This window comes from Undibacterium sp. Ji22W, from assembly GCF_049340305.1.
Lineage (GTDB): Bacteria > Pseudomonadota > Gammaproteobacteria > Burkholderiales > Burkholderiaceae_D > Undibacterium.
On record NZ_JBMPOU010000001.1, the window covers coordinates 1,038,545 to 1,065,306 of the forward strand.

25 protein-coding genes and 2 tRNA genes are annotated in these 26,762 nt (G+C 44.6%); 19 read left to right on the forward strand and 8 right to left on the reverse strand.

The window, feature by feature from the left end:
• The first annotated feature begins 22 nt into the window (after window positions 1-22).
• A complete protein-coding gene (radA, locus tag ACO0KW_RS04355) occupies window positions 23-1,405 on the forward strand; it encodes a DNA repair protein RadA (RefSeq protein WP_423050994.1) in 1,383 nt (460 codons plus the stop codon).
• Window positions 1,406-1,561: 156 nt separating this feature from the next.
• On the opposite strand, the gene nadB is transcribed toward radA, so the two are convergent.
• Window positions 1,562-3,181, reverse strand: coding sequence for an L-aspartate oxidase (nadB, locus tag ACO0KW_RS04360; RefSeq protein WP_423051966.1), 1,620 nt, complete (start codon window positions 3,179-3,181; stop codon window positions 1,562-1,564).
• A 412-nt stretch (window positions 3,182-3,593) separates the two neighbouring features.
• Between nadB and ACO0KW_RS04365 the strand changes: the two genes are divergently transcribed.
• The 13 genes from ACO0KW_RS04365 (at window position 3,594) to ACO0KW_RS04425 (ending at window position 14,372) form a co-directional block, all read left to right on the forward strand.
• Entirely contained in the window at window positions 3,594-3,866 is a 273-nt protein-coding gene (locus ACO0KW_RS04365) for an HU family DNA-binding protein (protein ID WP_186889306.1), read from the forward strand.
• Window positions 3,867-3,914: 48 nt separating this feature from the next.
• A tRNA-Val gene (locus ACO0KW_RS04370) sits at window positions 3,915-3,990 on the forward strand.
• A gap of 23 nt (window positions 3,991-4,013) precedes the next feature.
• Window positions 4,014-4,090, forward strand: a tRNA-Asp gene (locus tag ACO0KW_RS04375).
• Between the two features lie 77 nt (window positions 4,091-4,167).
• Window positions 4,168-6,087 carry a SurA N-terminal domain-containing protein gene (locus ACO0KW_RS04380; protein WP_423050996.1) on the forward strand — a complete coding sequence of 640 codons (1,920 nt, stop codon included), beginning with the start codon at window positions 4,168-4,170 and terminating at the stop codon, window positions 6,085-6,087.
• A gap of 265 nt (window positions 6,088-6,352) precedes the next feature.
• On the forward strand, window positions 6,353-7,792 hold the full coding sequence (gene ccoN / locus ACO0KW_RS04385) for a cytochrome-c oxidase, cbb3-type subunit I (protein WP_423050998.1): 1,440 nt from the start codon (window positions 6,353-6,355) through the stop codon (window positions 7,790-7,792).
• A gap of 25 nt (window positions 7,793-7,817) precedes the next feature.
• Window positions 7,818-8,435 (forward strand): cytochrome-c oxidase, cbb3-type subunit II, encoded by a 618-nt coding sequence (ccoO, locus tag ACO0KW_RS04390; RefSeq protein WP_423051000.1) that lies wholly within the window; start codon window positions 7,818-7,820, stop codon window positions 8,433-8,435.
• Window positions 8,436-8,465: 30 nt separating this feature from the next.
• Window positions 8,466-8,612 carry a cbb3-type cytochrome oxidase subunit 3 gene (locus tag ACO0KW_RS04395; protein WP_186942912.1) on the forward strand — a complete coding sequence of 49 codons (147 nt, stop codon included), beginning with the start codon at window positions 8,466-8,468 and terminating at the stop codon, window positions 8,610-8,612.
• Between the two features lie 2 nt (window positions 8,613-8,614).
• Entirely contained in the window at window positions 8,615-9,625 is a 1,011-nt protein-coding gene (gene ccoP / locus ACO0KW_RS04400) for a cytochrome-c oxidase, cbb3-type subunit III (RefSeq protein ID WP_423051003.1), read from the forward strand.
• 110 nt (window positions 9,626-9,735) lie between these two features.
• Window positions 9,736-11,148 carry a cytochrome c oxidase accessory protein CcoG gene (gene ccoG / locus ACO0KW_RS04405; protein WP_423051005.1) on the forward strand — a complete coding sequence of 471 codons (1,413 nt, stop codon included), beginning with the start codon at window positions 9,736-9,738 and terminating at the stop codon, window positions 11,146-11,148.
• Between the two features lie 32 nt (window positions 11,149-11,180).
• Window positions 11,181-11,738, forward strand: coding sequence for a FixH family protein (locus ACO0KW_RS04410; RefSeq protein WP_423051007.1), 558 nt, complete (start codon window positions 11,181-11,183; stop codon window positions 11,736-11,738).
• 117 nt (window positions 11,739-11,855) lie between these two features.
• Window positions 11,856-12,113: a hypothetical protein gene (locus tag ACO0KW_RS04415; RefSeq protein ID WP_423051009.1), complete on the forward strand. Its 258-nt coding sequence runs from the start codon at window positions 11,856-11,858 to the stop codon at window positions 12,111-12,113.
• 7 nt (window positions 12,114-12,120) lie between these two features.
• Complete coding sequence (gene hemN / locus ACO0KW_RS04420) at window positions 12,121-13,524, forward strand: oxygen-independent coproporphyrinogen III oxidase (protein ID WP_423051011.1); 1,404 nt, start codon at window positions 12,121-12,123, stop codon at window positions 13,522-13,524.
• A 2-nt stretch (window positions 13,525-13,526) separates the two neighbouring features.
• Window positions 13,527-14,372 carry a sulfite exporter TauE/SafE family protein gene (locus ACO0KW_RS04425; RefSeq protein ID WP_423051013.1) on the forward strand — a complete coding sequence of 282 codons (846 nt, stop codon included), beginning with the start codon at window positions 13,527-13,529 and terminating at the stop codon, window positions 14,370-14,372.
• A gap of 33 nt (window positions 14,373-14,405) precedes the next feature.
• Here the strand turns inward: ACO0KW_RS04425 and ACO0KW_RS04430 are convergent, their stop codons facing one another.
• The 7 genes from ACO0KW_RS04430 to dbpA all read right to left on the reverse strand — a co-directional run bounded on the left by ACO0KW_RS04430 (window position 14,406) and on the right by dbpA (window position 21,643).
• Window positions 14,406-14,744: a flagellar basal body rod C-terminal domain-containing protein gene (locus ACO0KW_RS04430; RefSeq protein ID WP_423051015.1), complete on the reverse strand. Its 339-nt coding sequence runs from the start codon at window positions 14,742-14,744 to the stop codon at window positions 14,406-14,408.
• 153 nt (window positions 14,745-14,897) lie between these two features.
• Entirely contained in the window at window positions 14,898-16,850 is a 1,953-nt protein-coding gene (locus ACO0KW_RS04435; protein ID WP_423051017.1) for an MASE3 domain-containing protein, read from the reverse strand.
• 239 nt (window positions 16,851-17,089) lie between these two features.
• Window positions 17,090-17,929 carry a universal stress protein gene (locus ACO0KW_RS04440; RefSeq protein WP_423051019.1) on the reverse strand — a complete coding sequence of 280 codons (840 nt, stop codon included), beginning with the start codon at window positions 17,927-17,929 and terminating at the stop codon, window positions 17,090-17,092.
• 30 nt (window positions 17,930-17,959) lie between these two features.
• The gene (locus tag ACO0KW_RS04445; RefSeq protein ID WP_423051021.1) at window positions 17,960-18,826 is read right to left on the reverse strand and encodes a Crp/Fnr family transcriptional regulator; all 867 of its coding nucleotides are present in this window, start codon (window positions 18,824-18,826) and stop codon (window positions 17,960-17,962) included.
• Window positions 18,827-18,897: 71 nt separating this feature from the next.
• Window positions 18,898-19,308 carry a response regulator gene (locus ACO0KW_RS04450; RefSeq protein ID WP_423051023.1) on the reverse strand — a complete coding sequence of 137 codons (411 nt, stop codon included), beginning with the start codon at window positions 19,306-19,308 and terminating at the stop codon, window positions 18,898-18,900.
• A 222-nt stretch (window positions 19,309-19,530) separates the two neighbouring features.
• Window positions 19,531-20,166, reverse strand: coding sequence for a response regulator (locus tag ACO0KW_RS04455; RefSeq protein ID WP_423051025.1), 636 nt, complete (start codon window positions 20,164-20,166; stop codon window positions 19,531-19,533).
• Between the two features lie 76 nt (window positions 20,167-20,242).
• Window positions 20,243-21,643: an ATP-dependent RNA helicase DbpA gene (gene dbpA, locus ACO0KW_RS04460; protein WP_423051027.1), complete on the reverse strand. Its 1,401-nt coding sequence runs from the start codon at window positions 21,641-21,643 to the stop codon at window positions 20,243-20,245.
• A gap of 308 nt (window positions 21,644-21,951) precedes the next feature.
• On the opposite strand from dbpA, the gene ndk reads away from it, so the two are divergent.
• From ndk to ispG, 5 genes are all read left to right on the forward strand, one after another.
• On the forward strand, window positions 21,952-22,377 hold the full coding sequence (gene ndk, locus ACO0KW_RS04465) for a nucleoside-diphosphate kinase (RefSeq protein WP_186889323.1): 426 nt from the start codon (window positions 21,952-21,954) through the stop codon (window positions 22,375-22,377).
• 103 nt (window positions 22,378-22,480) lie between these two features.
• Window positions 22,481-23,635: a 23S rRNA (adenine(2503)-C(2))-methyltransferase RlmN gene (rlmN, locus tag ACO0KW_RS04470; protein WP_423051029.1), complete on the forward strand. Its 1,155-nt coding sequence runs from the start codon at window positions 22,481-22,483 to the stop codon at window positions 23,633-23,635.
• Window positions 23,635-24,432 (forward strand): type IV pilus biogenesis/stability protein PilW, encoded by a 798-nt coding sequence (gene pilW / locus ACO0KW_RS04475; protein ID WP_423051031.1) that lies wholly within the window; start codon window positions 23,635-23,637, stop codon window positions 24,430-24,432. The genes rlmN and pilW overlap by 1 nt, the downstream gene beginning before the upstream one ends.
• Window positions 24,425-25,432: a helix-turn-helix domain-containing protein gene (locus ACO0KW_RS04480; protein ID WP_423051033.1), complete on the forward strand. Its 1,008-nt coding sequence runs from the start codon at window positions 24,425-24,427 to the stop codon at window positions 25,430-25,432. Before pilW ends, ACO0KW_RS04480 begins: the two co-directional genes overlap by 8 nt.
• A 2-nt stretch (window positions 25,433-25,434) precedes the next feature.
• On the forward strand, window positions 25,435-26,697 hold the full coding sequence (gene ispG, locus ACO0KW_RS04485) for a flavodoxin-dependent (E)-4-hydroxy-3-methylbut-2-enyl-diphosphate synthase (protein WP_423051035.1): 1,263 nt from the start codon (window positions 25,435-25,437) through the stop codon (window positions 26,695-26,697).
• Window positions 26,698-26,762: the final 65 nt, after the last annotated feature.

The following is a 26,762-nucleotide window of genomic DNA, read 5'->3' on the forward strand; positions in this document are numbered from 1 at the left end:
CAATGACCTACTTAGATTCAATATGGCTAAACAAAAAACAAACTATACCTGCACGGAATGTGGTGGTGTACAAAGTAAGTGGGCTGGACAATGTCCATCCTGTCAGCAATGGAATACTTTGGTTGAAACTCTGATAGAGGAGGCTGGAAATCGTTTTTCGAATAAGTATCAGGGATTAGCGCAGAGCGCACCAGTTTTGAATTTAGCGGAGATCGATGCTGAGGATATTCCTCGCTTTGGAACCGAAATAGAAGAATTTGATCGCGTTTTGGGCGGAGGTCTGGTGCCTGGTGGTGTGGTCTTAATCGGTGGTGATCCTGGAATAGGTAAATCGACACTACTGTTACAAGCTTTGTCTAATCTTACCAAGATTAAAAAAGTACTGTACGTGAGTGGCGAAGAATCTGGTGCACAAATTGCTTTACGTGCCAAACGTTTAGCAGTCGATGCAAAAGGTGTCTCATTGCAGGCCGAGATTCAATTGGAAAAAATTCTCAACACACTGGCGGAACATAAACCACAAGTAGTTGTGATCGATTCTATTCAAACGATGTATTCCGATGCTTTGAGTTCAGCACCCGGGTCAGTGGCTCAAGTGCGTGAATGCGCTGCGCAGTTAACGCGTGTTGCCAAGACCATGAATATCACCATGATTTTGGTCGGGCATGTGACTAAGGAGGGAGCTTTGGCCGGTCCGCGCGTATTGGAACATATCGTCGATACTGTGTTGTATTTTGAGGGTGATACGCATTCGAGTTTTAGATTGGTTCGCGCTATTAAGAACCGCTTTGGGGCTGTTAATGAGCTTGGTGTATTTGCGATGACAGAGCGCGGTTTGAAAGGTGTTTCCAACCCTTCTGCCTTGTTTTTGTCGCAGCACGATACCCAAGTAGCTGGATCTTGTGTCATGGTTACGCAGGAGGGGACGCGTCCACTTTTGGTTGAAATTCAAGCCTTAGTGGACACTTCGCATGCGCCAAATGCAAAGCGACTTTCAGTCGGTTTGGAACAAAATCGATTGGCAATGTTATTGGCTGTGCTACATCGCCATGCAGGTGTGGCAGCGTTTGATCAGGATGTGTTTATCAATGCAGTGGGAGGTGTAAAAATTACAGAACCTGCTGCAGATTTAGCGGTGCTGTTGGCGATTAATTCTTCCATGCGGAATAAGCCCTTACCGCGTGGCTTAGTGGTATTTGGTGAAGTCGGTTTGGCAGGTGAAATACGGCCAGCGCCGCGTGGCCAAGAACGTCTGAGAGAAGCTGCAAAGCTTGGTTTTTCGATTGCAATGATTCCTAAATCTAATGCGCCAAAGCAGAAAATTGAAGGTCTGAAAATTGTTGCTGTCGATCGCATAGATGAGGCGCTAAATAAAATTCGCGACGTAGATGATCTGACGGATTGAATAATGCGCTAAGTATTGGATTGATCACAGTCAACACGGCTCGTGGAGTATATACGCTACGAGCCGATATGATAATAAACTGGAGCAAGTGGAAAGCGATTGTTTTCTTGTAGTGAACAAGTAAACAAAGTAATTATCTAATGGGCTTTTCTCGGATTATTTTTTGGGAGTTTTGAGCTTTTGCTTAGGTGATAAAACTGTAGGCAAGGCTTTTGGTAGCGTGTTAGGATAATCGCGACTAAAGTGCAAACCGCGACTTTCACGCCGTGATAAGGCACTGTTCACAATTAGCGATGCCACCTCAACGAGGTTGCGTAATTCCAGTAAATTATTTGAAATTCTGAAATTGGCATAATACTCGTCAATTTCTTCTTTCAATAGTCGAATTCTGTGTTTTGCGCGTTCGAGTCGCTTGGTGGTTCTGACGATGCCAACATAATTCCACATGAAGCGTCGTAACTCATCCCAGTTGTTGGCAATCACGACTTCTTCATCTGCATCTGATACGCGGCTTTCATCCCATGCTGGCAAATCAGGAATCTCGAATCGCTCTTGCTCAGTAATATGCTGCGCTGCTGCTTTTCCAATGACCAGACACTCAAGTAAAGAATTGCTGGCGAGACGATTGGCGCCGTGTAGCCCCGTGTAAGCAGTTTCACCCACCGCATACAGCGCCGGAATGTCTGTACGTCCTAAAGTATCAGTGACTACGCCCCCGCAGGTAAAATGCACTGCGGGCACAACAGGAATCGCCTGTTTTGTGATGTCTATTCCCAATTCCAAGCAACGCGCGTAAATCGTCGGGAAATGTTCTTTTAAGAATTCTGGCGACTGATGACTGATGTCCAGCTCAACATAATCTAGTCCACGTTTTTTCATTTCAAAATCGATCGCTCGAGCGACAACATCGCGTGGGGCAAGTTCGGCGCGCTCATCGTGCGCCAACATAAATCGGGTGCCAGCAGCCGCACCGGCTTCAGGTGGTAGTTTCAAAATTCCACCTTCCCCACGTACGGCTTCAGTCACTAAAAAAGACTTTGCATATGGGTGGTACAGGCAGGTTGGATGAAATTGCATAAACTCCATATTGGCGACACGGCAACCTGCACGCCATGCCATTGCGATGCCATCACCTGTAGCAGTGTCTGGATTGGTTGTATAGAGATAGACTTTCCCCGCGCCGCCAGTAGCCATTACCGTATGCTGAGCGCCGACAGTGTGTACGACACCGGTTTTCACATCTTGAACGTATAAGCCGAGACAGCGCGGCGTCGCAGAGCTGTCGCCGATTTTGCTCGAAGTAATCACGTCAATCGCGTAATGATGTTCGAATAAACTAATATTCGGATGGCTCCTGACCAGTTGCTCTAAGGTGACTTGGACCGCATGGCCGGTTGCATCTGCGGCGTGGATAATACGTCGTTGACTGTGGCCGCCTTCGCGTGTGAGGTGGAAGCCTAGCTCGGCGTGCTGGTCTTTTGTGAACGGTACGCCTTGTTCGATTAGCCAGTCAATCGCTGCACGGCCTTGCTCGATGATAGTGCGTGTGGCAACCTCGTCGCACAATCCGCCGCCAGCAATAATTGTGTCTTCTATGTGTTGCTCATGGCTATCGTGTGAGTCAAGTACAGCCGCGATGCCGCCTTGTGCCCAGTTGCTGGCACCATCGAGTAATGTGCGTTTTGAAATCACTGCTACTTTGTGGGTTTTTGCGAGGTGTAACGCAACCGATAATCCTGCTAATCCGCTTCCTACAATCGCGACATCGAATTTCATCATGAGAATAAACCGTAAAAATTAAAGCTTGAAAGGGCTCAACTATATGCGATTTTTTTCAACTCATGTGATAGCGCTGCCTGAGCGTGAAGCTTGAATATCTTGAGAATGATCAGAATTTCTTATTGTTTGGCTGTATCCTATTCAAAAAGCTGCAATGTGTTTCGATTTTTTGAAAGTCGTCACACCGGATATTTGAGATCGATTGGATTCGTTTATTGTCTGATTCGCGGCGGAATAAGGGGTTTTTTTTCAAGGAATTTAAAAAAGCATGCAAACTGCTTGACATAGTGTTGACCGAATTGATCTAATACCGGATGCAAAATTTCCGCTAGCCCGCCAAGTATTTGCGGGTTGAATTACAAAGTCGAAAATATCATCGTAGTCTTAATTTATTGTGAGGGGACCGTAAGTGAATAAAACTGAATTAATCGACCACATCGCTAAATCTGCCGATTTATCTAAAGCTGCTTCAGCTCGTGCATTGGATGCAATGATTGCTGCGGTAAAAACAACATTGAAAAAGAACGGTACAGTAACGCTTGTTGGTTTCGGTACTTTCTCTGTTGGTAAACGTGCAGCGCGCACTGGCCGTAATCCACGTACTGGTGAAGCAATCAAGATTAAATCCGCCAAAGTGCCTAAATTTAAGCCTGGCAAAGCTTTGAAAGATGCGGTAAACTAATGCTCTTCGTGATTTGAGAGATCGAATCACTATGTTGTTGATTGTGTCGGGCGCTTAGCTCAGTTGGTAGAGCGGAGCCCTTACAAGGCTTAGGTCGGGAGTTCGAGCCTCTCAGCGCCCACCAGACATCAATAGTAGCAGGAAATTGGAGTGGTAGTTCAGTTGGTTAGAATACCGGCCTGTCACGCCGGGGGTCGCGGGTTCGAGCCCCGTCCGCTCCGCCAACATCTAAAAGGCGAACATATGTTCGCCTTTTTTTATATTTATTTTGTAGCAAATTTTTCGAATTGATTGGTCAATCATGTTTGAGTATATCCGTACACATAAACGCATCATGCAAGGCGTGCTGCTGGTGATTATTTTCCCATCTTTTGCATTATTTGGCGTTGATAGTTTTATGCGTTCGCGTGATGCGAATACCTCGGTCGCAAAAGTGGCCGGGCAAGCTATCAGCCAGCAAGAGTTTGATCAGGCGATGCGGACCCAATTAGATCGTATGAAACAAGCGTACGGACCAAGTTTTGACGCACAGATGCTCAATACGCCGGAAGCGCGTCAAGGTGTCTTAGATGACTTAATCGCCCGCAAAGCCGTTACTGCAGAGGCATTGAAGAGTCAGTTGACAGTGACTGAACCAGTTTTGCAAAAAGCAATTCTTGAAGCGATGGGTTTGAAAGACGGTGACAGTTTCGATAAGGAACGTTATAAGAGTTTGTTGGCTATGCAAGGTATGACTGGGCAGCAATACGATGCCATCATGCGTCAAGATTTGACCATACAACAGTTGGTGAACGCTGTTCAAAATACCGCGATCAGTTCCAAATCAGTTGCCAACCGCATAGCCTTGATCTCAGAACAAGAACGTGACGTGCAAGTACTCAATTTCAAATCAAAAGATTTTGTTGCGCAAGTCAAAGTGACCGATGAAATGCTGCGCGCGTATTACGACAAAAATGCGAAACAATTCGAAATTCCGGAATTGGTAAATGCTGAATATGTCGTTTTAAGTAATGACATCCTCGCTAGTCAAGTCGTGGTTTCTGATGCAGAAGTGTTAGCGCATTACGAGCAGAATAAAACAAATTACACAACTAATGAGCAGCGTCGTGCTAGTCACATTTTGTTGAATTTGAAAAAAGATGCGGCTGAAGCCGAAGTGAAAAGTGTTAAAGCAAAAGCGGAAGCCTTACTTGCACAAGTTCGTAAAGATCCTTCACAATTTGCCAAGCTGGCGAAAGATAATTCGCAAGATACTGGCTCTGCGGAGCGCGGTGGTGATTTGGATTTCTTCCCACGCGGTGCAATGGTGAAGGCATTTGATGACGCTGCATTTAAAATGAAAGAAGGCGAAATCAGTGGTTTGGTGCAAACTGATTACGGCATTCACATCATTCAATTAACTGCCATCAAACCAGTTGCGATCAAACCTTTGGATCAAGTAAAAGAACAACTAGTTAGTGACATCAAAAAGCAAAAAGCGACTAAAGCGTATGCTGAAGCGGCTGAAACTTTTACTAATACTGTTTATGAACAAGCAGATAGCTTGCAGGCGGTGGCGGATAAACTGAAATTGAAAATCGAGAAAGTATCGAACTTAAATCGTCAGTCGGTCCCAGGCATGCCTGCTACGATGATTGCAAATAACCCTAAGTTTCTGAGCGCTATATTTTCTGAAGATGCTTTGAAGAAGAAGCACAATATTGAGGCAATTGAAATTGCGCCGAATACCTTGCTTTCTGGGCGTGTTGTTGAATACAAACCTGCTTCTAAGCGCCCATTTGATGAAGTTAAGGCTGTTATCCAAGCGCGAGTTTTGGAAACTGAGGCGTTGAGCCTTGCTAAGAAAGCTGGTGAAACAAAATTGCAGGCACTGAAGGCTAGTGATGATGTAAATGGCTTCTCAGATGTGAAAACAATGTCCCGCTTAAAGAAGCCTGAAATTGCGAACGAAGCATTTTTGGCGGTCTTGAAAGCTGATGTGCAAAAGCTGCCAGCATATGTCGGTATCGAAACACCTGGTGTTGGTTATGATATTTATCGTATTTCGAAAATAGCTGCAGGAACGCCAGATCCAGTACGTCGTGCTAGCGAATCTCAGCAATTAGATAATTCTGCAGCTCAACAAGATGTGTACAGTTATATCGAAGCTTTGAAAAAGAAGGCGAAAGTAGAGATCAATAAGGCTGCGCTCAATAGTAAAGCCACAAATAGTGCGCCATAAGTTGTTTGAAATAGCGATGTTTTGAAAATGATTTTAGTTTGAAAAAGGCAGCCTGCGGGCTGTCTTTTTTTTTATTGGTTGGTCTCCTCAAGGGGGAATTAGATCGTAATTTGTGGTGTTTTTATCGATATTAGTGGGGAATCTACAGAAGAATTGCCAAACATTGAAAAGTTGCTTTGCAATACAGGTTATATTTGATTTGTATCAATGTAGCTCTATGGAACGATTGTTATCCTGCATCTGTATTTTTTAACCGAGTGAGATCATGACTATAAACAATGAAAACACCTACAACTATCGAGTTGTTCGCCAATTTTCTGTCATGGCAGTAGTTTGGGGTGTCGTCGGCATGCTGGTAGGCGTGCTGATTGCAACTCAACTTGCCTGGCCAGAATTTTTATCCGGGATTTCCTGGCTGAGCTATGGGCGATTGCGTCCCTTGCATACCAATGCAGTGATTTTTGCTTTTGGTGGTTGTGCTTTATTTGCTACTTCGTTCTATGTAGTGCAGCGCACATGTAATGTGCGCTTATTTGGCGGTCCGTTGATTGAATTCGTGTTTTGGGGTTGGCAATTGGTCATTGTTGCCGCTGCAGTTAGTTTGCCCTTGGGCTTTACGCAGGGTAAAGAATATGCCGAATTAGAATGGCCTATTGATATTCTGATCGCATTGGTCTGGGTATCCTACGCGGTGGTATTTTTTGGCACGATCGTCAAACGTAAGGTAGAGCATATCTATGTTGCGAACTGGTTCTACGGTGCGTTCATCGTTGCTGTCGCAGTGCTGCATATTGTGAATAGCGCGGCAATGCCAGTGTCGTTTATGAAATCCTATTCTGCCTATTCAGGTGTGCAAGATGCGATGGTGCAGTGGTGGTATGGTCATAATGCGGTTGGCTTCTTTTTGACGGCAGGTTTCCTTGGCATGATGTACTACTTTGTGCCGAAACAGATTGGTCGTCCTGTTTATTCCTATCGTTTATCAATCGTCCACTTCTGGGCATTGATCTTCACTTACATGTGGGCGGGTCCGCATCATTTGCATTACACCGCTTTGCCTGATTGGGCACAGTCGATCGGTATGTTGTTCTCTTTGATTTTGCTGGCACCATCTTGGGGCGGTATGGTTAACGGTGTAATGACTTTGTCTGGTGCATGGAGCAAGCTGCGTTCTGACCCTATCTTACGTTTCTTGATCGTTTCTTTATCGTTCTACGGTATGTCGACTTTCGAAGGACCGATGATGGCGATTAAAACGGTGAACGCTTTGTCACATTACACAGATTGGACAGTGGGACACGTTCATTCTGGTGCTTTGGGTTGGGTGGGTTTTATCTCAATCGGTAGCTTGTACTATCTGGTGCCACGTTTGTTTGGCCAAACAGAAATGTATAGCAAACGCCTGATTGAAATGCATTTCTGGATTGCGACGATTGGTATTGTTCTCTATATCGCAGCGATGTGGATTGCTGGTGTGATGCAAGGTTTGATGTGGCGTGCAGTCAACGAAGACGGCACTTTGACATATACCTTCGTTGAATCAGTTAAGGCAACGTATCCCTACTATGTAATCCGTTTGGCTGGTGGTGTTTTGTACTTGAGTGGCATGTTGTTGATGGTCTATAACGTCGCGAAAACAATGATGCTGGCAAAACCTGTCAACAATGCGATTCCTGCATTGCCAGCTCATACTGCTCACGCTTAACCTCGACATCATCAGGAGAATAACTATGCGTAAATTTACTCATGATTTGATCGAGCGCAATATCGGTCTTATGTTGGTGCTGGTCATTTTGACGATCAGTGTTGGTGGCCTGGTTGAAATCGTACCTTTGTTTTTTCAAAAGTCGACGACTTCAGCAGTGCAAGGCATGAAGCCGTACACCGCTTTACAGTTGGCCGGACGGGACATTTATCTGCGCGAAGGCTGCTACGGTTGCCATTCACAAATGATCCGTCCATTCCGTGCAGAGACGGAGCGTTATGGCCACTATTCTGTGGCGGGTGAATCTGTTTATGACCATCCGTTTCAATGGGGTAGTAAGCGAACTGGCCCAGACTTGGCACGCGTTGGTGGTCGTTACAGTGATACCTGGCATAAAGATCATTTGACTGATCCACGATCCGTGGTGCCTGAGTCAAATATGCCATCCTATTCGTGGTTACTGAAAGCGACTGTGGATGGTGCAGGGATGGCGCCAAGAATGCGTGCGATGCAAATATTAGGTGTACCTTATAGCGCCGAAGAAATTGCAAAAGCTTCTGATGACGTCAATGGTAAAACAGAGATGGAAGCTTTGATCGCGTATTTGCAGGTGTTGGGTACTGCAATCAAGAACAAGAACTAGGATGAATAGAACTTTTTAGGAGAGTTGACGATGAATTTTACGATCTTAAGCAGTGTGATGACCGTGATCAGTATGATCGCCTTCATAGGCATCCTGTACTGGGCTTTCAGTTCAAAAAACAAAGCCCGTTTTGAAGAATTGGCACAGTTGCCACAAGATAATGAGAATGGAAAATAGCCATGGCAGATTTTTTTAGCGAATGGTGGAGCACCGCAATCGCCGTGTTAACGGGCATTAGTATCCTTGCGTGTGGACTCTTATTGTGGTCTCAATCTAAAGTTAAAGTGAAAATCGGTGCGGATGGTAAGCCATTGCCGGCTGAGACCACTGGACACGTTTGGGATGAGTCTTTAATGGAACAAAATAATCCATTGCCAAAATGGTGGATGTGGTTGTTTTATCTGACGATTGTTTACAGTATTGGTTATCTGATTGTTTATCCAGGCATGGGCTCTTACAAGGGGACATTTGGCTGGACGCAGGAGGGAGCCTATCAAAAAGAAATGAAGGATGGGGAAGCTCAGTATGGCCCTTTGTTTAATAAGTTTTTGAATACGGACATTAAACAAGTTGCGATGGATCCACAGGCGCGTGAAATCGGTCAACGCTTGTTCTTGAATAGCTGCGCTCAATGTCATGGTTCAGATGCGCAAGGCGGCAAAGGTTATCCGAATTTGACAGACAGTGATTGGTTGTATGGTGGCACGCCCGAAATTATTAAGACAACTTTACAAGAAGGCCGTCAAGGTCAAATGCCCCCGATGGGAGCCGCACTGGGTGGTGAAGATGACGTGAAAAATGTCGCCAACTATGTCATGAGTTTGTCAGGTGCTGCACATGATCCAATTAAAGCAGCAATTGGAAAAGGCAAATTTGGCGTGTGTGCAGCCTGTCATGGCGCAGATGGTAAGGGCAATCAAGCGATTGGCGCGCCAAATCTGACGGACAAAGTTTGGTTATATGGCGGTGGTATCGACAACATCATGGAAACGATCAACAAAGGTCGCGGCAATCAAATGCCTGCACACAAAACGATCTTGACCGATGCGAAGATTCATCTGTTGACGGCGTATGTTTGGGGATTGTCAAATTCTGGATCCGCGGTTTCTCCAGCTGAGGCCAACGCCTTAAAACAAATCGCCAGTGCTTCTGCTGCGACTGGTCCGGAAGTGACGGCAGACAGCAAATAAAAATGCGCGTAAGCTCGTCATACGCATATATTTATGCGAGTGTGTTTGTTTATAAGAGTAAGAATGCCTGCAAGGTATCGCAGGTAAAAAAGAAGGCAAAGTAGTACGATATGAAAAAAATACCTATTATCCCAGTGCCTGTTGATGAAGCTGAGTTAGCTTTATTTGAAGAACGAAAAAAGATTTATATGCGTTCTCAAAAAGGTTGGTTTCAATCTTGGCGTTGGGTGTTGGTATTTTTTACGCAGATCCTATTTTATGGTTCTGCCTGGTTGAGTTGGAATGACCGCCAAGCAGTTTTATTTGATCTGGTCAACCGTAAATTTTATATTTTTGGTTTAGTTTTGTGGCCGCAAGATTTTATTTATCTTGCGGTGCTCTTAGTGATTTCTGCCTTATCGCTGTTTCTATTTACGGCTATTGCAGGGCGCTTATTCTGCGGTTACGCTTGTCCACAGACGGTTTATACCGAAATTTTTATGTGGGTAGAGGCCAAGATTGAAGGCGACAGAAATGCGCGCATGAAGTTGGATCAGGCGCCGATGTCTGCGCATAAATTTCGACGTAAATTCACCAAACATCTAGCTTGGCTAGCTATTGCCTTGTGGACTGGATTTACTTTTGTTGGCTATTTTTCTCCCATTCAGACTTTAGCCAGTGAAGTATTTTCTTTTAGTTTGGGACCTTGGGAAACATTCTGGTTCTTGTTTTATGCTTTTGCGACCTATGGTAACGCTGGCTTTATGCGCGAACAGGTCTGCAAGTATATGTGTCCATACGCACGCTTTCAGAGTGCGATGTTTGACAAAGATACATTAATCGTTACCTATGATACTGAACGTGGTGAGCCACGTGGAGCACGGAATAAGAAGATTGATTTCAAAGCTGAAGGTCTAGGTTCCTGCGTTGATTGTGGCATCTGTGTTCAGGTCTGCCCGACCGGAATTGATATACGTCAAGGTTTGCAGTATGAATGTATTGCCTGCGGCGCTTGTATTGATGGTTGCGATCAGGTTATGGATAAGATGGGATATGAACGAGGCTTAATTCGTTATACCACTGAGCATGCTTTGGCAGAAAAAATGACCAAAGAAGCGATGTGGAAACGGGTGTTTCGTTTGCGCACTTTGATATATGGCGCGATCTTGGGTTTGATTATTTTAGTAGCGGCAGTCTCATTGGCGTATCGCGTACCGTTGAAAGTCGACGTTATACGGGACCGAGCAATGCCGAAAATTACAGAAGTCGGTGCCACTGAAAACGTCTATCGGTTACAGATTATGAATACGCAGGAAGTCGCACGAAATTTCCACATTAGCGTCAAAGGCGTACCAGGCGCGATCATTGTAAACGAGGCGCAAGTATCAATCAAAGCAGCGACAAGCATGGCATTTCCTGTACGTGTCAGAATCCCGGCTGGAGCCGCGCCGGTTGGGTCTAGTCGGATTCGTTTTGTAATTTCTGATAGTGAAAATGCGGATGTCTCAGTGACCGAGAAAGCTGTTTTCTTGGTTCCTAAGTAAGTAGAAGAATGAAAGCGGAAGAAGGAAATTTAATGAATACAGGAATTTTGACGCAACCAGTGAAAAAGGATCTTTGGTATAAAGAGCCATGGCTGTTGTTGGTAGTTGGTGGGCCATTAATTGTCGTGTGCGCGAGCCTGTTTACTGGATTTATTGCATTTCGCGGCGCTGATCAAGTGGTGGCTAAGGATTATTATCGCCAAGGACTGATGATTAACACCAATTTGCAGCGTGATGCTAAAGCGTTGGAATTATCCCTGCATGCTGGTTTGCAACTGGATATGGCAAGCAAGAAAATCGTGATGCAACTACGTTCGAAGCAGTCTTTACCTGAGCTGGTTCAGTTGAGTCTTGCGAGCTCAGGCGCTGCTACTGGGTCGGTTGAAGAAGTGGTTCGTCGATTGCCACTAAAATTGGTTGGTGATGGTAAATATACGGCAGATTTATCTCAAGATAAAAAATTTGAAAGTGCGATCAGCTCTGGTGAGCTCCATATACTGCATGTGAAATTGGAGACTAATGAGTGGCGATTGACCGGTGATTGGCTTGATCCGATGCAGAGAAATTTAGACCTTTCACCATCGCATTAATATATACGTGCGGTGATTCTATAGAATGCCTGCTGCCCGTCGTTAGTCGTTTCTCGAATGCGCTTTAGAATAGAGTGGTAAGTGGTAAAGAGTGAGTCAATGATGAAGGAGTGAGGTTTGGAACCTAGCAATCTGCAACAAGAAAAAATGTCGGTACGTTCCATGTTAATGGTTGTATTGTGGCCAGCCTTTTTGATGGCTTGTGTCGCGACGGGTGTTTTCTTCAGCTTAGTAGACCCTATGGAGTTGATCGTACTTGATGAGCGTGTCCATGTACACATGTTAGGTGCTTATACGATAGGCTTTTTGATTTTCTGGGCACTGGGCGCTTTCTCGAGTTGGTTAACAGCTCTACTCTTACAAAAAATATCTTAAATAAAAAATGGCGATTCTAGAACAAACCGCAAAAGACAATTTGGAAATTTCTGAAGAGCTAATACGTCGTTTCGACTCATTAGGACCTCGCTATACGTCTTATCCAACGGCCGATCGTTTTCATACCGAATTCACGGAATCTTCCTACATTCAGTATTTGCAACAACGTAATCAGGCAGTGAGTAAACCGCCTTTGTCTTTGTATATTCATATCCCGTTTTGTGCTTCGCTTTGTTACTACTGTGCTTGCAATAAAGTGATTACAAAAGATCGTAGTAAATCGGCGATTTATTTGAATTACCTCGCGAAAGAATTGCAACTTGTAAAGTGCCACTTAACTGCCCGAGAAACGATATCTCAGTTACATTTGGGGGGCGGAACGCCAACGTTTTTGAGTGAAGATGAAATGCGTGGCCTGATGGCGATGCTGCGAGATAATTTTGATTTTGCGGAGGATGCCGAAATATCAATCGAAATTGATCCTCGTACGGTTACCGCTGAAACTTTGCAATTGTTGGCTGACGTAGGGTTTAATCGCACAAGCTTGGGCGTGCAAGATTTTGATGAACAAGTACAAATAGCCGTGCATAGAATTCAGCCTTACGACATGGTAGAGAAATGTATTGCGCAAAGTCGTGCAGTTGGATTCCAGTCGATCAATTTTGATTTGATTTATGGCTTGCCGAAACAAAATTTAGAAAGTTTTTCGCGGACATTAGATCAAGTTATTGCGCTTTCACCTGCACGAATTGCTCTGTACAACTATGCCCATTTGCCAACGCGTTTTAAACCGCAACGACGTATTAATGAAGCGGATTTACCGTCGGCTGAACAACGGTTACAAATTTTTTTGATGTCTTTGCGCCGATTATTGGCAGAGGGCTATGTGTACATTGGTTTAGATCATTTTGCGAAGCCTGATGATAGTTTGGCGCTGGCAGTCAAAGATAAATCTTTACATCGCAATTTCCAAGGTTATACCACGCGTGCCGATTGTGACTTGGTAGCTTTGGGCTTGTCCTCAATCGGCAAGATCGGAGCATCGTACGTACAAAATTTGCGTACTTTAGATGAATACTATGCGGCACTTGATCAAAATAAATTGCCCGTAGAGAAAGGCTTTGATTTAAGCAATGACGATTTATTGCGTCGTGAAATTATTATGGACTTAATGTGTAGCGCAACGCTCGATATTCCGTCGATTGAGAAAAAGTACAGCATTCGTTTTGCAGAATACTTCCAGAACGAACTTATAAAGGCACAGGCATACGCGGACGAAGGCTTGATGAAAATTAATGATTCCGCCGTGAGTGTTACTTCAAAGGGACGTATGTTCGTTCGCGCTTTTAGCATGTTATTTGACCAGTATCTGTCGCGTCAAAGTAGCGCAAAATATTCGAAATTGATTTAAGTATGCTGACCTTACCGCTGATTTTAGCTGCAGTGTCGGCAGGCTTGATCGGCGGATTTCATTGCGTAGGTATGTGTGGTGGGATTGCGACTATTTTAAGTCGCTTACCGCCAAGCAAGTCTCAAACACGCCACGCCTCTCAAAAAGTGATTGCGATTGTGCCAGCGACTTCTCTAAAGTCACTTAATACTGGTGACAGTCATTTCTCAATAGACCATTCGTCCAGCATAGATCAACGATTAGCATTGTCTCCAACGCAACCGCAATCGAATTGGGTCTATCAATGTAAATTGCATGGCGGGCGTCTCAGCACCTACACGATGATTGGTGCGATCTTTGGTGGTTTAGGAGCAGCCAGTTTACAATGGAAAACGGATTTTCCGATTAGCTTGGGCTTATTTGTGGTGGGTAATCTAGCCTTGATTTTTCTTGGATTACGATTGTTGGGCGTGCGTATCAAATCATTTGTGCCCGTTTTTTTGAGTAGTAGATTCCATGCTGCGTATAGCAAACTGATGCCGACGATCCAGAAAGGCAGTTCTTACCCCTATTTGATGGGAATCGCATGGGGAGCACTACCTTGTGGCTTGTCGTATGCGATTGCACCTTTTGCGCTCTTGTCAGGCGCTGTCTGGTCGGGGGCGATATTGATGTTATTGTTTGGATTGGCTGCACTGCCGCACTTATTGATTGTGCAGACGATTTCTCAACGCTTAAGACAACGGGGATGGATGCAAATTATTCGGGTGCTATTTGCCTTTATTTTGCTAACAATGGGATTGATGGGCTTGTTTTATTTTGATATGAAAAATATGCCTGATTTTTTGTGCGTCACACCAAAGTATTAAATGTCGGTATGCCAATTGTTAATAATTGGCTGCCTATTTTTTCAGATCGAGCAAACTGGCAAAAATTTCATCTGCTGTTTTGACCAGTTTCGCCGACAATTCAAATCCAGCTTTATATTGAATATTATTGGTTAATTCTGTGGTCAGGTCTGTTCCGCTGCCTTCAGTGCCATTATTGCCTTGAGTCGCTAATTCTTGCCCAACTTTGCTAATGTTGACGCGAACGCCGCCGTTCGAATTTTCTTGAAAACTGGCAACTTGAGGTTGATAGCCTTTGGTTTGTGCGTTGGCGATATTGTTAGCACTGCTGTCCAAGGCGCCTTGATATGCCTTCATCCCTGAAATACCGATATTGAGACTGGAAATTGCCATGATCTTAACCCCTGCATGTATATGTAATTCAATGCTGCTGCTTATTTTTTAAGCATAGCTGGATTTCTACAAAATTGTTGAGTTATTTTTCGTTTTATCGGGTTTTCCTAGCATAGATTGTCAGTAAGTTGTCTGAACTGCAAAGAGAAGTGATCAATTGGCAGGATTTGTGATTGATATGTCTAGTGGTATCTGTATTTGAATCAATGTCCCTTTTCCGACCTCGCTTTGCACTCGGAAGTCTCCGTGTAAAGCCTTGATTCGTTCACGCATACCAACTAAGCCGAAAGAGCGTGTTTTATTCATGGCGCCTTCCTCAATGCCACGACCATCATCACGGATGGTTAATGATAATGTCGTCGGGGTACGTTCAAAATGAATATCCACATGACTGGCTTTTGCATGGCGCGCAACGTTGGTGAGAGACTCTTGGATTATGCGAAAGATCGCCGTGCTGCGATCATCGTCGAGAATTAATTGTTCTTCATCTGCGATCAAATCACAATGGACGCCATGTCTTTGGGAGAATTCTTTTTGTAGTGATTGTAGAGCAAAAAATAAGCCACCTTCGTCAAGTGCACGCGGTCGCAAATCGGTTGCAATCCGGCGTAAAGTTGTAATCGAGGTGAGTAGAAGCTGATCCATACTAATGACGGTCAATCGTGATTTCTCGGTCATCGTTTGATCTCGCTGTAGTAGCGATAAATCCATTCGTAAAGCTGCCAATAACTGTCCCAGGTCATCATGCAATTCGCGCGCGATATGTTTGCGTTCCTCTTCTCGTATGCTTTGCAAAGCGGAAGATAGTTGGCTGAGTTCAGAATGATATTGCGCCATCTTTTCTTTCGCAATTTTGCGCTCGCTAATGTCGCGGAAAATTACGGTATAAAAGCGTTTGTCATTTTCGATTAAGCTAGAAATTGACGCCTCTATGGGGAACTCTGCACCATTTGCATGTAAGCCGGTAACATAGTAGTCATCGAAACTAGTACCCATTTTACGGCGAGTCGTTCCGCGATCTCCAAAACGATTCACATGTGTACTGTGTGTTTCGCGATGTCGCATAGGAATAACGATATCGATAGATGCGCCAAGTAACTCATTCACGGCATAGCCGAAAATATTGGCAGCGGCCGGATTCACCAAAATGATTGTATGTTGGGCGTCAATCGTGATAATGCCGTCCATCGCGGTCTCGATTACACCTGTGAGACGTTGCTTATGAATGAGAAGTTGATCGGCTGCCTGTTGTAAATCGTATGTGTTCTGGATTAGGCTGGAATAAGGAGCATGAATATTAATTCCCACCATTCCACGATAGATTGCAAACGCCGCGATAACTTGGAAAACATGTCCAATTACGACAAAAATTTCATCAGGAAATCGGTAGAGAGAAAAGTAAGTCTCAGAAATAGCCATCATTGCTGCCGCAAAAAATAAGAGACTGCGTTTAATCGTAAGATGGCCTTCCGAATTGATATTGTCGGACAATCTGATGCGCCGGTAAAACAATGCCGCAGTCAGGAAGTTGGTAGCGACTAACACCATTTCACAATGGATTTTGAAAGCCGTTTGTCCAAAATCCTTGAGGTAAGTCGTCGGGAGAATTTCGGGAAATGTAAATACCAGGTAGGTAAAGAAGATAGTGGCTAGTAGACCTAGAGAAATACTGATTTGCGAGCGCGTGTCTGAAACGTCGGTATCTTTTTTCTGCAGAACCAAACCGAGTAAAGTAAAACTAATCAGGTAACGAGATAATAGCCAAAAGCTCAGCGATTTATGCATGTCAATCGCGCCGGGAAATCCAGGCATTCCTTGAAATGATATCGCGTGGAAAAATCCGAATATCGCAGCGCTGAGAAAGGCAACCGCCAGAATTAGGCTGCTCAGTTTGCGCAAGTCGCCAAAGGCATTCCAGCAGACAATAAATACTGAAACAAAAATGATGATGGTTGCGGTTTCTAACCCCGTATGGATGGTTAGTGCATTAGGAATTTTTACTGCAGCGAACAAGGCCTGTTGTGACCAAAGATAGCAAGAGAGGACTAGCAGGGCCAGACTAAGCCAAGTAATGTGCTGCATTTCATTGGGATTGGCATTTTTCATAGTCTAGATGTCGTTAAATTCAGTGGAGATTGAAGAGTTTTGTATGCTTGTACGCCAGCGAATGCCGTTAAATTCTCATTGTCACTGTAAAAAGGAAGAACAATAAGTGTTCAATCAATCGAAGGAATTGCTGATAAAAAAGCCCGAGTGAATCGGGCTTTGTATGAGTGTATGCGAGTGTACATTTATTTATTGTACTCGGTTCAAGAAGTACATTGAATCCTTGAGCTCAAGAAAAATTAATGCGACATCAATACTGGAAGTGTCATTTTTTCCAAAATAGTTCGTGTTGTTCCGCCCATAATCATTTCGCGGAAGCGCGAATGTCCATAGCCTCCCATCACCAATAAGTCTGCGTTGAGTTCTTTGCACGCAGTGAGAATGGTGTTTCCGGTGCTGTGTGTACCAAAACGCGTGGTGATTTCCACTTTGATTCCATGCCGTGCGAGATAAAGTGCAATATCGGCGCCGGGTTCTTCTCCATGCACGTCAGCTTGTTGCTCAGGGTTGATAATTAATATGTGTACCAGTTTGCTTGATTTCAGTAAGGGGATCGCATCGGTAATAGCCCGCGCTGCTTCCCGACTGCCATCCCATGCAATCACACAGTTTTCCGCAATACTATCTAAATCACTGGCATAGGGAACGATTATTACTGGACGCCCAGAATTCACCACCATGAATTCGGGGAAATCCGACATCACTGAAGGTGAGGGCTCCTCTCGATTAGTTTGGCCGATAATGATTAAGTCTGAGTAACGAGCGCGTAATCCTAATCCACCGTTTGCCTCATCATTTGCGATAAGACATTCTGTCGTGGCGATACCGAGGCCGGCGCTACTTTTTTGAAATTGCGAGATCGCTTTTTCTGCACGCTCACGCAGAGCTGATAAATGCAACATGATATTCGGATCGCCAACACCAAGATCGGTGCTTTCGAAAATGTAACGTGAGATCCCAGTGAGAGCGATGCCAGTAAGGTGCGCATCAAATTTGCTGGCAATTTGATGGGCGAATTGGGTGCGTGTTAGCGAGCTTTTAGATTCATCGACATGCACCAGTATGGTTTTATAAGTCATACGTTACCTCACGTTAGTTATGTAGACAGGTCAATTGAGCGCAGCAGCCAATTCTCCATTCCATTGTGGAAGTAAGTTCTTATTGACGAGGGCTGTCACTTTTTCGCTCACTTTAATCCGTGCTTTCGCTGGTGGCAAGCGGCGCAGAGTTTTTAGTGCAACGGGGTCTATCAAATTAATTTCACGTTGTTCAACAGAAATCATACCAAGTTCATTTAAGGCGGACAATGTACGACTGACTGTTTCAAGTGTCAGTCCGAGATAACTGCCGATTTCCTGGCGTGTCATACGTAAATTGAAGCTGCGACCAGAGTAACCCATTTGATTGAAGCGTTCACCCAGATTGGTCAGAAAACGTGCCACTTTTGCCTCTGCACTGAGGGCACTGAGCATACTGATCATCATCTGTTCACGAACTATTTCGCGACTCATGACGCTAAACATAGCTTGCTCGAGTTCAACATGTACGCGACCAAGTGAGGTAAATGTTTTATAGGGAACTAAAATCATATCGCAATCGCTAAGCGCAATAGCCTCAGACGCGTAATGTAGTTTGTGTATTCCATCAATACCGAGCAAATCACCTTTCATAGGAAAGCTTAACACTTGCTCATTACCGTATTCGTCAATATGGACGGTTTTTAAGAAGCCAGAGTTCACAATGTAAAGTGTGTCAAAAGCCTGACCGATACGGTGGATGCGTTGTCCTGCCTTAAAACGTACATGTTGAAACACGGTGTCTTCATCATCCGCCGTTGCGGGTGCTGCAATACTAAGTAAATCACAAACTTGGCGCAAATTCGACCAGAGACTTCCCTGCTGACGCCATGCACTATCAGAAATGTTAGCAATATCGGTAAAACGAGTTGATTGAGAAAGTGTAGATAAGTTCGACATGATGTACTCTCTTTAATTGAAATTTCGAAATTGTTTAATATGCGATGTGCGTCGATGAAGATTGAGGTAACCTAATGAAGATGGTCAGAACCTTGCCAGCGGTGCAGAATGCTTGGTATCTGTTCAAAATCTGTGGATTTATCTAGAAAACTATCTGCACCTGCCCTCAGTGCTTGCATGCGATTCGCTTCGCTAGAATGATTGGTCAGAACGACTACCCGAATTTCCGGGTGGGTATTTTTGATTTTTTTGAGTAGAACTAAACCGTTTCCATCGCTCAGCTGAATATCGAGAATCATCGCATCGGCATGGGCCGCAACTATTTTGTCATAGGCGCTTCCGATGTCGGGACTCATGCCAACAATGCTAATGTCGGGTAACTCTTCAATAAACCGCACCAAGCGGTTTTGAATTAAGAGGGAATCTTCTACGATAAACAAATTCATGGCGCGTTTAACTTTAAGGACAAGCTTTGTTTGCATGTGTTCATTATGCAGAGCTGCGCGTTTGATTTAAATCAGTGTTTGCTGATTTGGAGTGTGGGAGTTTGCTCTTGCTTTGTAGGAATATTCCTAAAGGCGTCGTTTTGGATGCTGTAGTACTGGTGCGTTAGTAGATTGAAAGGCGGGCGGGGAGAGGGGGAAGTCGATTAGCCAAGGGAAGGATGGAATCCTTCCGCTATTTTGGGAGGCTAATGATGATGACTAATTCAACAAGTGATGTGTGATTGCATATTGCACTAACTCCGAAATCGATTGAAGTGCCATTTTTTGCATGATGCGTGTTTTATGAGTGCTGACTGTCTTGACGCTCAAATGCAGCATGTCACCAATTTCGGTAATCGATTTGCCTTTTGCTAGATGGCAAAATACTTCAAATTCTCTATCAGATAAAGCGCTATGAGTTTGGTTGTTATTTGCCGATGGCATAGCCGACATTGCTAATTGTTCGGCTACTTCCATGCTGATATATGGACGTCCCGAAGCGACTTTTCTCAGTGCAGTAACCAACTGTGTTCCAGCGCTTTCTTTTGTTAAGTAACCATTTGCACCAGCACGAATGGCGCGAACGGCATATTGCTCTTCCTCGTGCATAGTCAGAATCAAAATCGGCAATTTTGGGAATTCTTCTTTGATCTGATGGATAAGATCTACTCCACTGCGACCAGGCATCGAAAGGTCGAGTAATAACACATCAAAATTCTCTGAGCGTACTTTGGTGATCGTGTCATGTCCATCAATCGCTTCACCGATGACTTGAATGTCATCGATGCCATCAAGGATGCGTTTTAGACCTTCGCGCATGATGGTGTGGTCGTCGGCAATTAAAATTCGTATCATAAAATTTTATCTTTTCTTGTGAAACAATACCTAATTACGCAGTATTTTGGTTTTTGCACGTTATTAGTTGAAACGCTCAAGTAATTTCGCGAATCTTAAATTGTCTGCCTTTGATGTTGCAGCTTGCAAGTTTTCGCATCACCAGATCAGCGACATCGCGATTGACGGCAACATAGGACATAAATTCGAACACATTGATTTTACCAACTTGATCTTTTGTGAGACCGACGTCGCCAGTCAATGCGCCTAGAATATCGCCTGGGCGCAATTTATCTTTCTTGCCTCCAGCGATGCAAATACTGATTTTGGGGGCAATCAGCCCGGTTTGTTCTCCATGGTGCTGGGTCGCCTCGCTCAGCTGGCTTAAGGACTTCCACGTGGCACTTTGATTTTGATACTCTTCGATCAATCGTACCCATTTTTTTTCATTTGGTGCGGCAAGTGTCAACGCGAGCCCGCGTTCACCAGCGCGCCCGGTTCTACCGACCCTGTGGATGTGCACCTCGGTGTCTTTGGAGACATCAACATTTATCACTGCACCTAAAGACTGAATATCAATTCCGCGTGCTGCGACATCTGTCGCAACTAGAACTGAGCAACTCTGATTTGCAAACAAAACGAGAATCTCGTCACGATCGCGTTGTTCCATGTCGCCATGTAAGGCTAGTGCTGTGATTCCTTGTTGCTGTAACTCGTGCGCCAATTCGTCGCAATGGATTTTTGTATTGCAAAACGCGATGCTCGACACTGGTTGGTAGTGAAAAAGCAATTGGCTAACGGCAGCGTTTCTGTTTTCTACGGTAACTTCAAAGAAAAATTGCTCAATTTGCTGGCTGGCGTGCTGACTTTCTACTTTTACTTCGACTGGGTCCCGTAGGAAACTCGCAGTCGCATTACGCATGTCAGAGGGGTAGGTCGCCGAAAATAGTAAAGTTTGACGGCGCGGTGAGCAGGCGGCAACGATGCCAACGATGTCATCAAAAAAACCCATATCAACCATGCGATCAGCTTCATCTAAAACTAATGTCTGTACCGTCGCTAAGTTAATACTATTGCGTCCAATATGGTCGAGTAGACGTCCTGGCGTACCTACCACGATATGCGCGCCGTGCTCTAGTGAGGCGATCTGTGGTCGCATGGGGGCTCCGCCGCAGAGTGTCAAGATTTTGACGTTCGGGGTAGCACGCGCGAGGCGACGTAGTTCATTTGAAACCTGATCTGCCAACTCTCGAGTGGGGCAAACGACAAGTCCTTGAACCGCGAAGTAACTAGGGTTAAGTTTACTTAAAATGCCAATGCCAAACGCTGCCGTTTTGCCGCTACCGGTTTTGGCTTGTGCGATCAAATCTCGCTGTTCTAGCATGATAGGAATGCTGGCGGCTTGAATTTCTGTCATTTCCAGGTAACCAAGACCCTCTAAATTGCTTATCAAAGCGGTGTTTAATGGAAGACTGGAAAAACGTTTTGAATTTGGCATGGTGTTAGTGCTCATGTTTTTGTGTTGACTTTGTACTCAACGAAGGCCGAAGTCTAACAGTTGCAGCTAGGAAGTACCATCGTTGAGCGGATAATGTGCCCGAAGATAGAAGTCATGCTCTGTTTCTACTTTTGCCTTCATTCCTAGATGAATTTTCGGTCTTCAAATTAGCTGATGTAAATTAATCATTGTTTTTAAATTGTGTTATTGGACATGTTACCTAGAGTAATGGGTTTCATGCTAAAATCTAAGGTTAGATGAATTCTTGAAATTTTGTCTTAACCCTTTCTTTTTATTGGAGTTTTTAGATGGCTATCGAACGTACATTATCAATCATCAAACCTGACGCAGTTGCAAAAAACGTAATCGGTCAAATCGTCAGCCGCTTTGAAGGTGCTGGCTTGAAAGTTGTTGCAGCTCGCTTGACACAATTGTCCCGCGCTGAAGCAGAAGGTTTCTACGCTGTGCACGCAGCACGTCCATTTTTCAAAGATTTGGTCGATTTCATGATCTCTGGTCCAGTTTTCGTACAAGTGTTAGAAGGCGAAAACGCGATTTTGACAAATCGTGATTTGATGGGCGCAACAGATCCTAAGAAGGCAGAAAAAGGCACAATCCGCGCTGATTTCGCTGAATCTATCGATGCAAATGCAGTTCACGGCTCTGATGCTGCTGAAACCGCAGCAAATGAAATCGCTTACTTCTTCCCAGCATTGAACGTATATTCACGTTAATCTGTGCGGAAGCATTTGCAAGTGTAATTAGTGGTTTTATTAGTTTTATTGGTTTTATTGGTTTTGACTGGAGCGTCTGCTTCAGGCGCGAAAGAAGATTTAAATGACGGCACTCACCAACTTATTGGATTTTGATCCTGCACAACTCGTGGCTTATTGCAGCGAGCTGGGTGAGAAGCCGTTTCGCGCAAAACAATTGCAGCGCTGGATACACCAATTCGGCGCTAGCAATTTTGATGAAATGACCGATCTGGCAAAATCTTTGCGGGAAAAGTTAGCTGGACGTGCGCATATTTCCGCGCCAGCGGTAATCAGTGATCATACATCGACCGACGGAACCCGTAAGTGGCTCGTTGATGTCGGTAACGGAAATGCGGTAGAGACCGTATTTATTCCGGAAGAAAATCGTGGCACCTTGTGTATTTCTACGCAAGCGGGCTGTGCAGTTAATTGCCGTTTTTGTTCCACTGGCAAACAAGGATTTAATCGTAATTTAAGCGTTGGTGAAATTATCGGTCAGTTGTGGATGGCTGAATTTGAGCTGCGTAGAACAAAGGGTGTAGAGCCCGGTCCAAAAGGCGAGCGCCAGATCACGAATGTGGTGATGATGGGTATGGGTGAGCCGCTGCTAAATTTTGAGCCAACGGTCACCGCGTTGAAGTTGATGCTGGATGATAATGCCTATGGCTTGTCACGTCGTCGTGTCACTCTATCGACGAGTGGTGTAGTGCCAATGATTGATAAGTTGTCGAAAGAATGTCCAGTCGCGATGGCCGTTTCCTTGCATGCATCGAACGATCAATTGCGCGATGGCTTGGTGCCATTAAATAAGAAATATCCCTTGCATGAATTGATGGGCGCTTGTCGTCGCTATTTAGAATTTGCGCCACGCGACTTTATTACTTTTGAATATTGTATGTTGGATGGTGTGAACGACACCGATCAGCATGCGCATGAACTAGTCGCTTTGGTGAAAACGGTTCCGTGCAAATTTAACTTAATTCCGTTTAATCCATTTCCAGAGTCAGGCTTAAAACGTTCGCCGAATGTACGCATTAAATTGTTTGCACAAATTTTGATGGACGCTGGTATTGTCACGACCGTGCGTAAAACACGTGGTGATGATATCGATGCGGCCTGTGGTCAATTGGCAGGCGAAGTTCAGGATAGAACCCGTGTGCAAGAACGTATGCAGCAAATGTCTGAGTATCAGAAGAAATTTGGTCCCAGTTTTGGCAAAATTACGGAGATAAAATAATGCGATTTCACAAGTCGACTTTTGTACTGATAATTTCTTTTTGTGCGATATTGTTGTCGGCTTGTTCAAGCTCAAAATTTTCTGATTCGCTTGACGATGAAAAAACGGTTTCAGAAAGCCCAGAGATTCAACGTCGAGTATCGATTCGCATGCAGTTAGCGGTCGATTATTTCAAGGAGGGGCAGTACAAATTGGCCTTGGAAGAGATTCGAAATGTAATTACACTTTCTCCCAAAATGGCGAATGCGTATAGTCTTCGCGCATTGATACAAATGGAAATGAGTGATCCGCAGCGCGCCGAGGAAAATTTTCTTTTTGCCTTAAAGCTAGATCCGGCAAATGCTGAAATCCGGAATAACTATGCGTGGTTTTTGTGCCAAAATGCGCGCGAAAAACAAGCATTGCCTCTGTATGACAAGATATTGACTGATCGTAGTTACCCAACGCCTTTGAAGGCGATGATGAGTGCAGGTGTTTGTAGTTTGCGTATGAAGGATATTGCCAGTGCTGAAAAATATTTTTTAATGGCGTTTCAAGAGGATTCAAATAATCCTTCGGTGAATGCGAATCTGGCTAAGGTCTATTACGATAAAGGCCAGTATGAAAAGGCAAGACCCTATATTCAACGTGTGTTGAAAGAAGAGATTTTCGCAGCGGACGTGCTATGGATTGCTATAAAAATCGATTATAAGTTAGGCGATCAAGCGTCAGTAAATGGTCTGGGTACGCAATTGCGACGTCGCCATCCAAATTCTAGGGAATTTGCTTTGTTTCAAAAGGGTGCTTTTAATGAATGATGTGATGCAAACGGCTACGCCTGTTTTACAAGAAGAAAAAATGGTGCCTGAAAACGCAAGTTTCCCGACAACAACCGGTGGTCAACTTGCCGCCAGTCGTCAAGCTAGGAATTGGACGGTTCAGTTTGTGGCGGAACAGTTGAAATTGTCTCAAGTGCAGATTGTGGCTTTAGAGTCGGATAATTTTGATGTATTGCCTAAAATGGTGATTGTGCGAGGATTCGTTCGTGCATATGCGAAATTGCTAAAGATTAACGGCGATGGGTTGGTTGCTTCTTTGCCAAGGGATACTGAGCCAGTACAGCTCGAAGCGTCGTTGCGCCCTGCATTGTCGACCCCATTTATCGACTCGAGATTGTCTTTGCAAGGTCAGCATGACAATAATCGACGCTACATAATCGGTGCTATTACTCTCTTGATTATTGTTGGCCTGTTTTTGCTTTTGCAGGCAACTGAATTTGGTAAGAATTTTGGGGTGGTCTTTGAAAAAAAAGACGTGCCAGTTGCAGTTTTATCGACAGCGACGCCTGGCTTAATGGAATCGACTGCAGCCACTGAGTTGCCTGTCACGCAGACTGCCGCTCAATCATCAAAAGTGCAAGGTGGTGAGACGACCACCTCGGTTTCAGATGTGGCGAGCGAAAAGAGTGTGCCGACAATTGAGGCTGTGCCGGTCGCTTCAGAAAGAAATAAGTCAGCTTCTGCTCTGGTTTTAGACGAGAAAGCGGCAACCAATGCCACGCCAATAAGCTTGCCGCCAGTGGCTGAGTTGTTTGTGCTGAAATTTCGTCAAGATTCTTGGATTCAAGTAAAAACCGAAAGTGGAACGATATTAAGTTCGCATTTGGCAAAAGCGGGTACGGAGGAATCATTTAGTGTGAAGCAAGCGCTCAATGTGAAAATTGGAAATGCTGCTGGAGTAGATGCGATTTTGCGTGGTGAGCCTTTATCAATTTTGTCTGATCGTGGTAATAATGTTGCCAATCTTGTAGTGAAATAAATATGTTGGTTGATCTTAAAGAAATTGCATGTGGTTCGAAAGCGCGTCGCGATTCGCGTGCAGTCAAAATTTGCTATAAAGACCGCGTTGTCGTCATTGGGGGAAGTGCCCCTGTTGTAATACAGTCAATGACTAATACAGATACGGCGGACGCGATTGGGACAGCAATTCAGATTAAAGAGTTGGCTCGCGCCGGCTCGGAATTGGTTCGTATTACTGTAAATAATCCGGAGGCTGCACAAGCAGTTCCAGTGATTCGCGAGCAGCTAGATCGTATGGGTGTGGATGTACCCTTAGTGGGAGACTTCCATTACAACGGTCATACGCTCCTAAAAGATTTTCCTGCTTGCGCCCAAGCCTTGTCAAAGTACAGAATTAACCCTGGTAATGTGGGGCAGGGTGCTAAGCGTGATACCCAATTTGCACAAATGATAGAAATGGCTTGCCTGTATAATAAGCCAGTGCGTATTGGAGTGAATTGGGGTAGTCTTGATCAAGCGTTGTTAGCACGTATCATGGATGAAAATTCTCAACGTGCCCTGCCTTTCAGTGCGCAAACAGTAATGTATCAAGCCTTGATTACTTCGGCCATCGAGAGTGCGCAAAGAGCTGAAGAGTTGGGTCTTGCTGGCGATCAAATTATCCTGTCTTGCAAAGTTTCTGGTGTGCAGGATTTGATCGCGGTTTATCGTGAAATTGCACAGCATTGTGATTATCCTTTGCATTTGGGTTTGACCGAGGCAGGAATGGGAAGTAAAGGGATCGTCGCTTCTACTGCTGCGCTGTCCGTGTTGTTGCAAGAAGGAATTGGGGATACGATTCGTATCTCATTGACGCCGGAACCGGGCGGGGATCGTTGTAAGGAAGTGTTTGTCGCACAAGAAATTCTGCAAACGATGGGCTTGCGTAAGTTTATGCCTATGGTGATAGCTTGCCCAGGATGTGGACGTACCACTTCGACAGTTTTTCAGGAGTTGGCCGACGATATTCAATCTTTTTTGCGAGAGCAGATGCCTGCTTGGAAAGAGCAATATCCTGGTGTGGAGGGAATGAATGTTGCTGTCATGGGATGTATCGTAAATGGACCTGGTGAATCTAAACATGCTCACATAGGCATCAGTTTGCCGGGCACGGGCGAATCGCCTGCAGCACCGGTATTCATTGATGGGGTCAAAGCGATGACTTTACGCGGTGATAGTATCGCGCAAGACTTTCAGGAAATTGTTCTGAATTACGTAAAAAGTCATTACGCGCAAACACCTTAATTTGTCTTAGATTTAGATGGTGCAAGTTTGGAATAAGTAATTGAATCAAACAAGAATTGAAAATG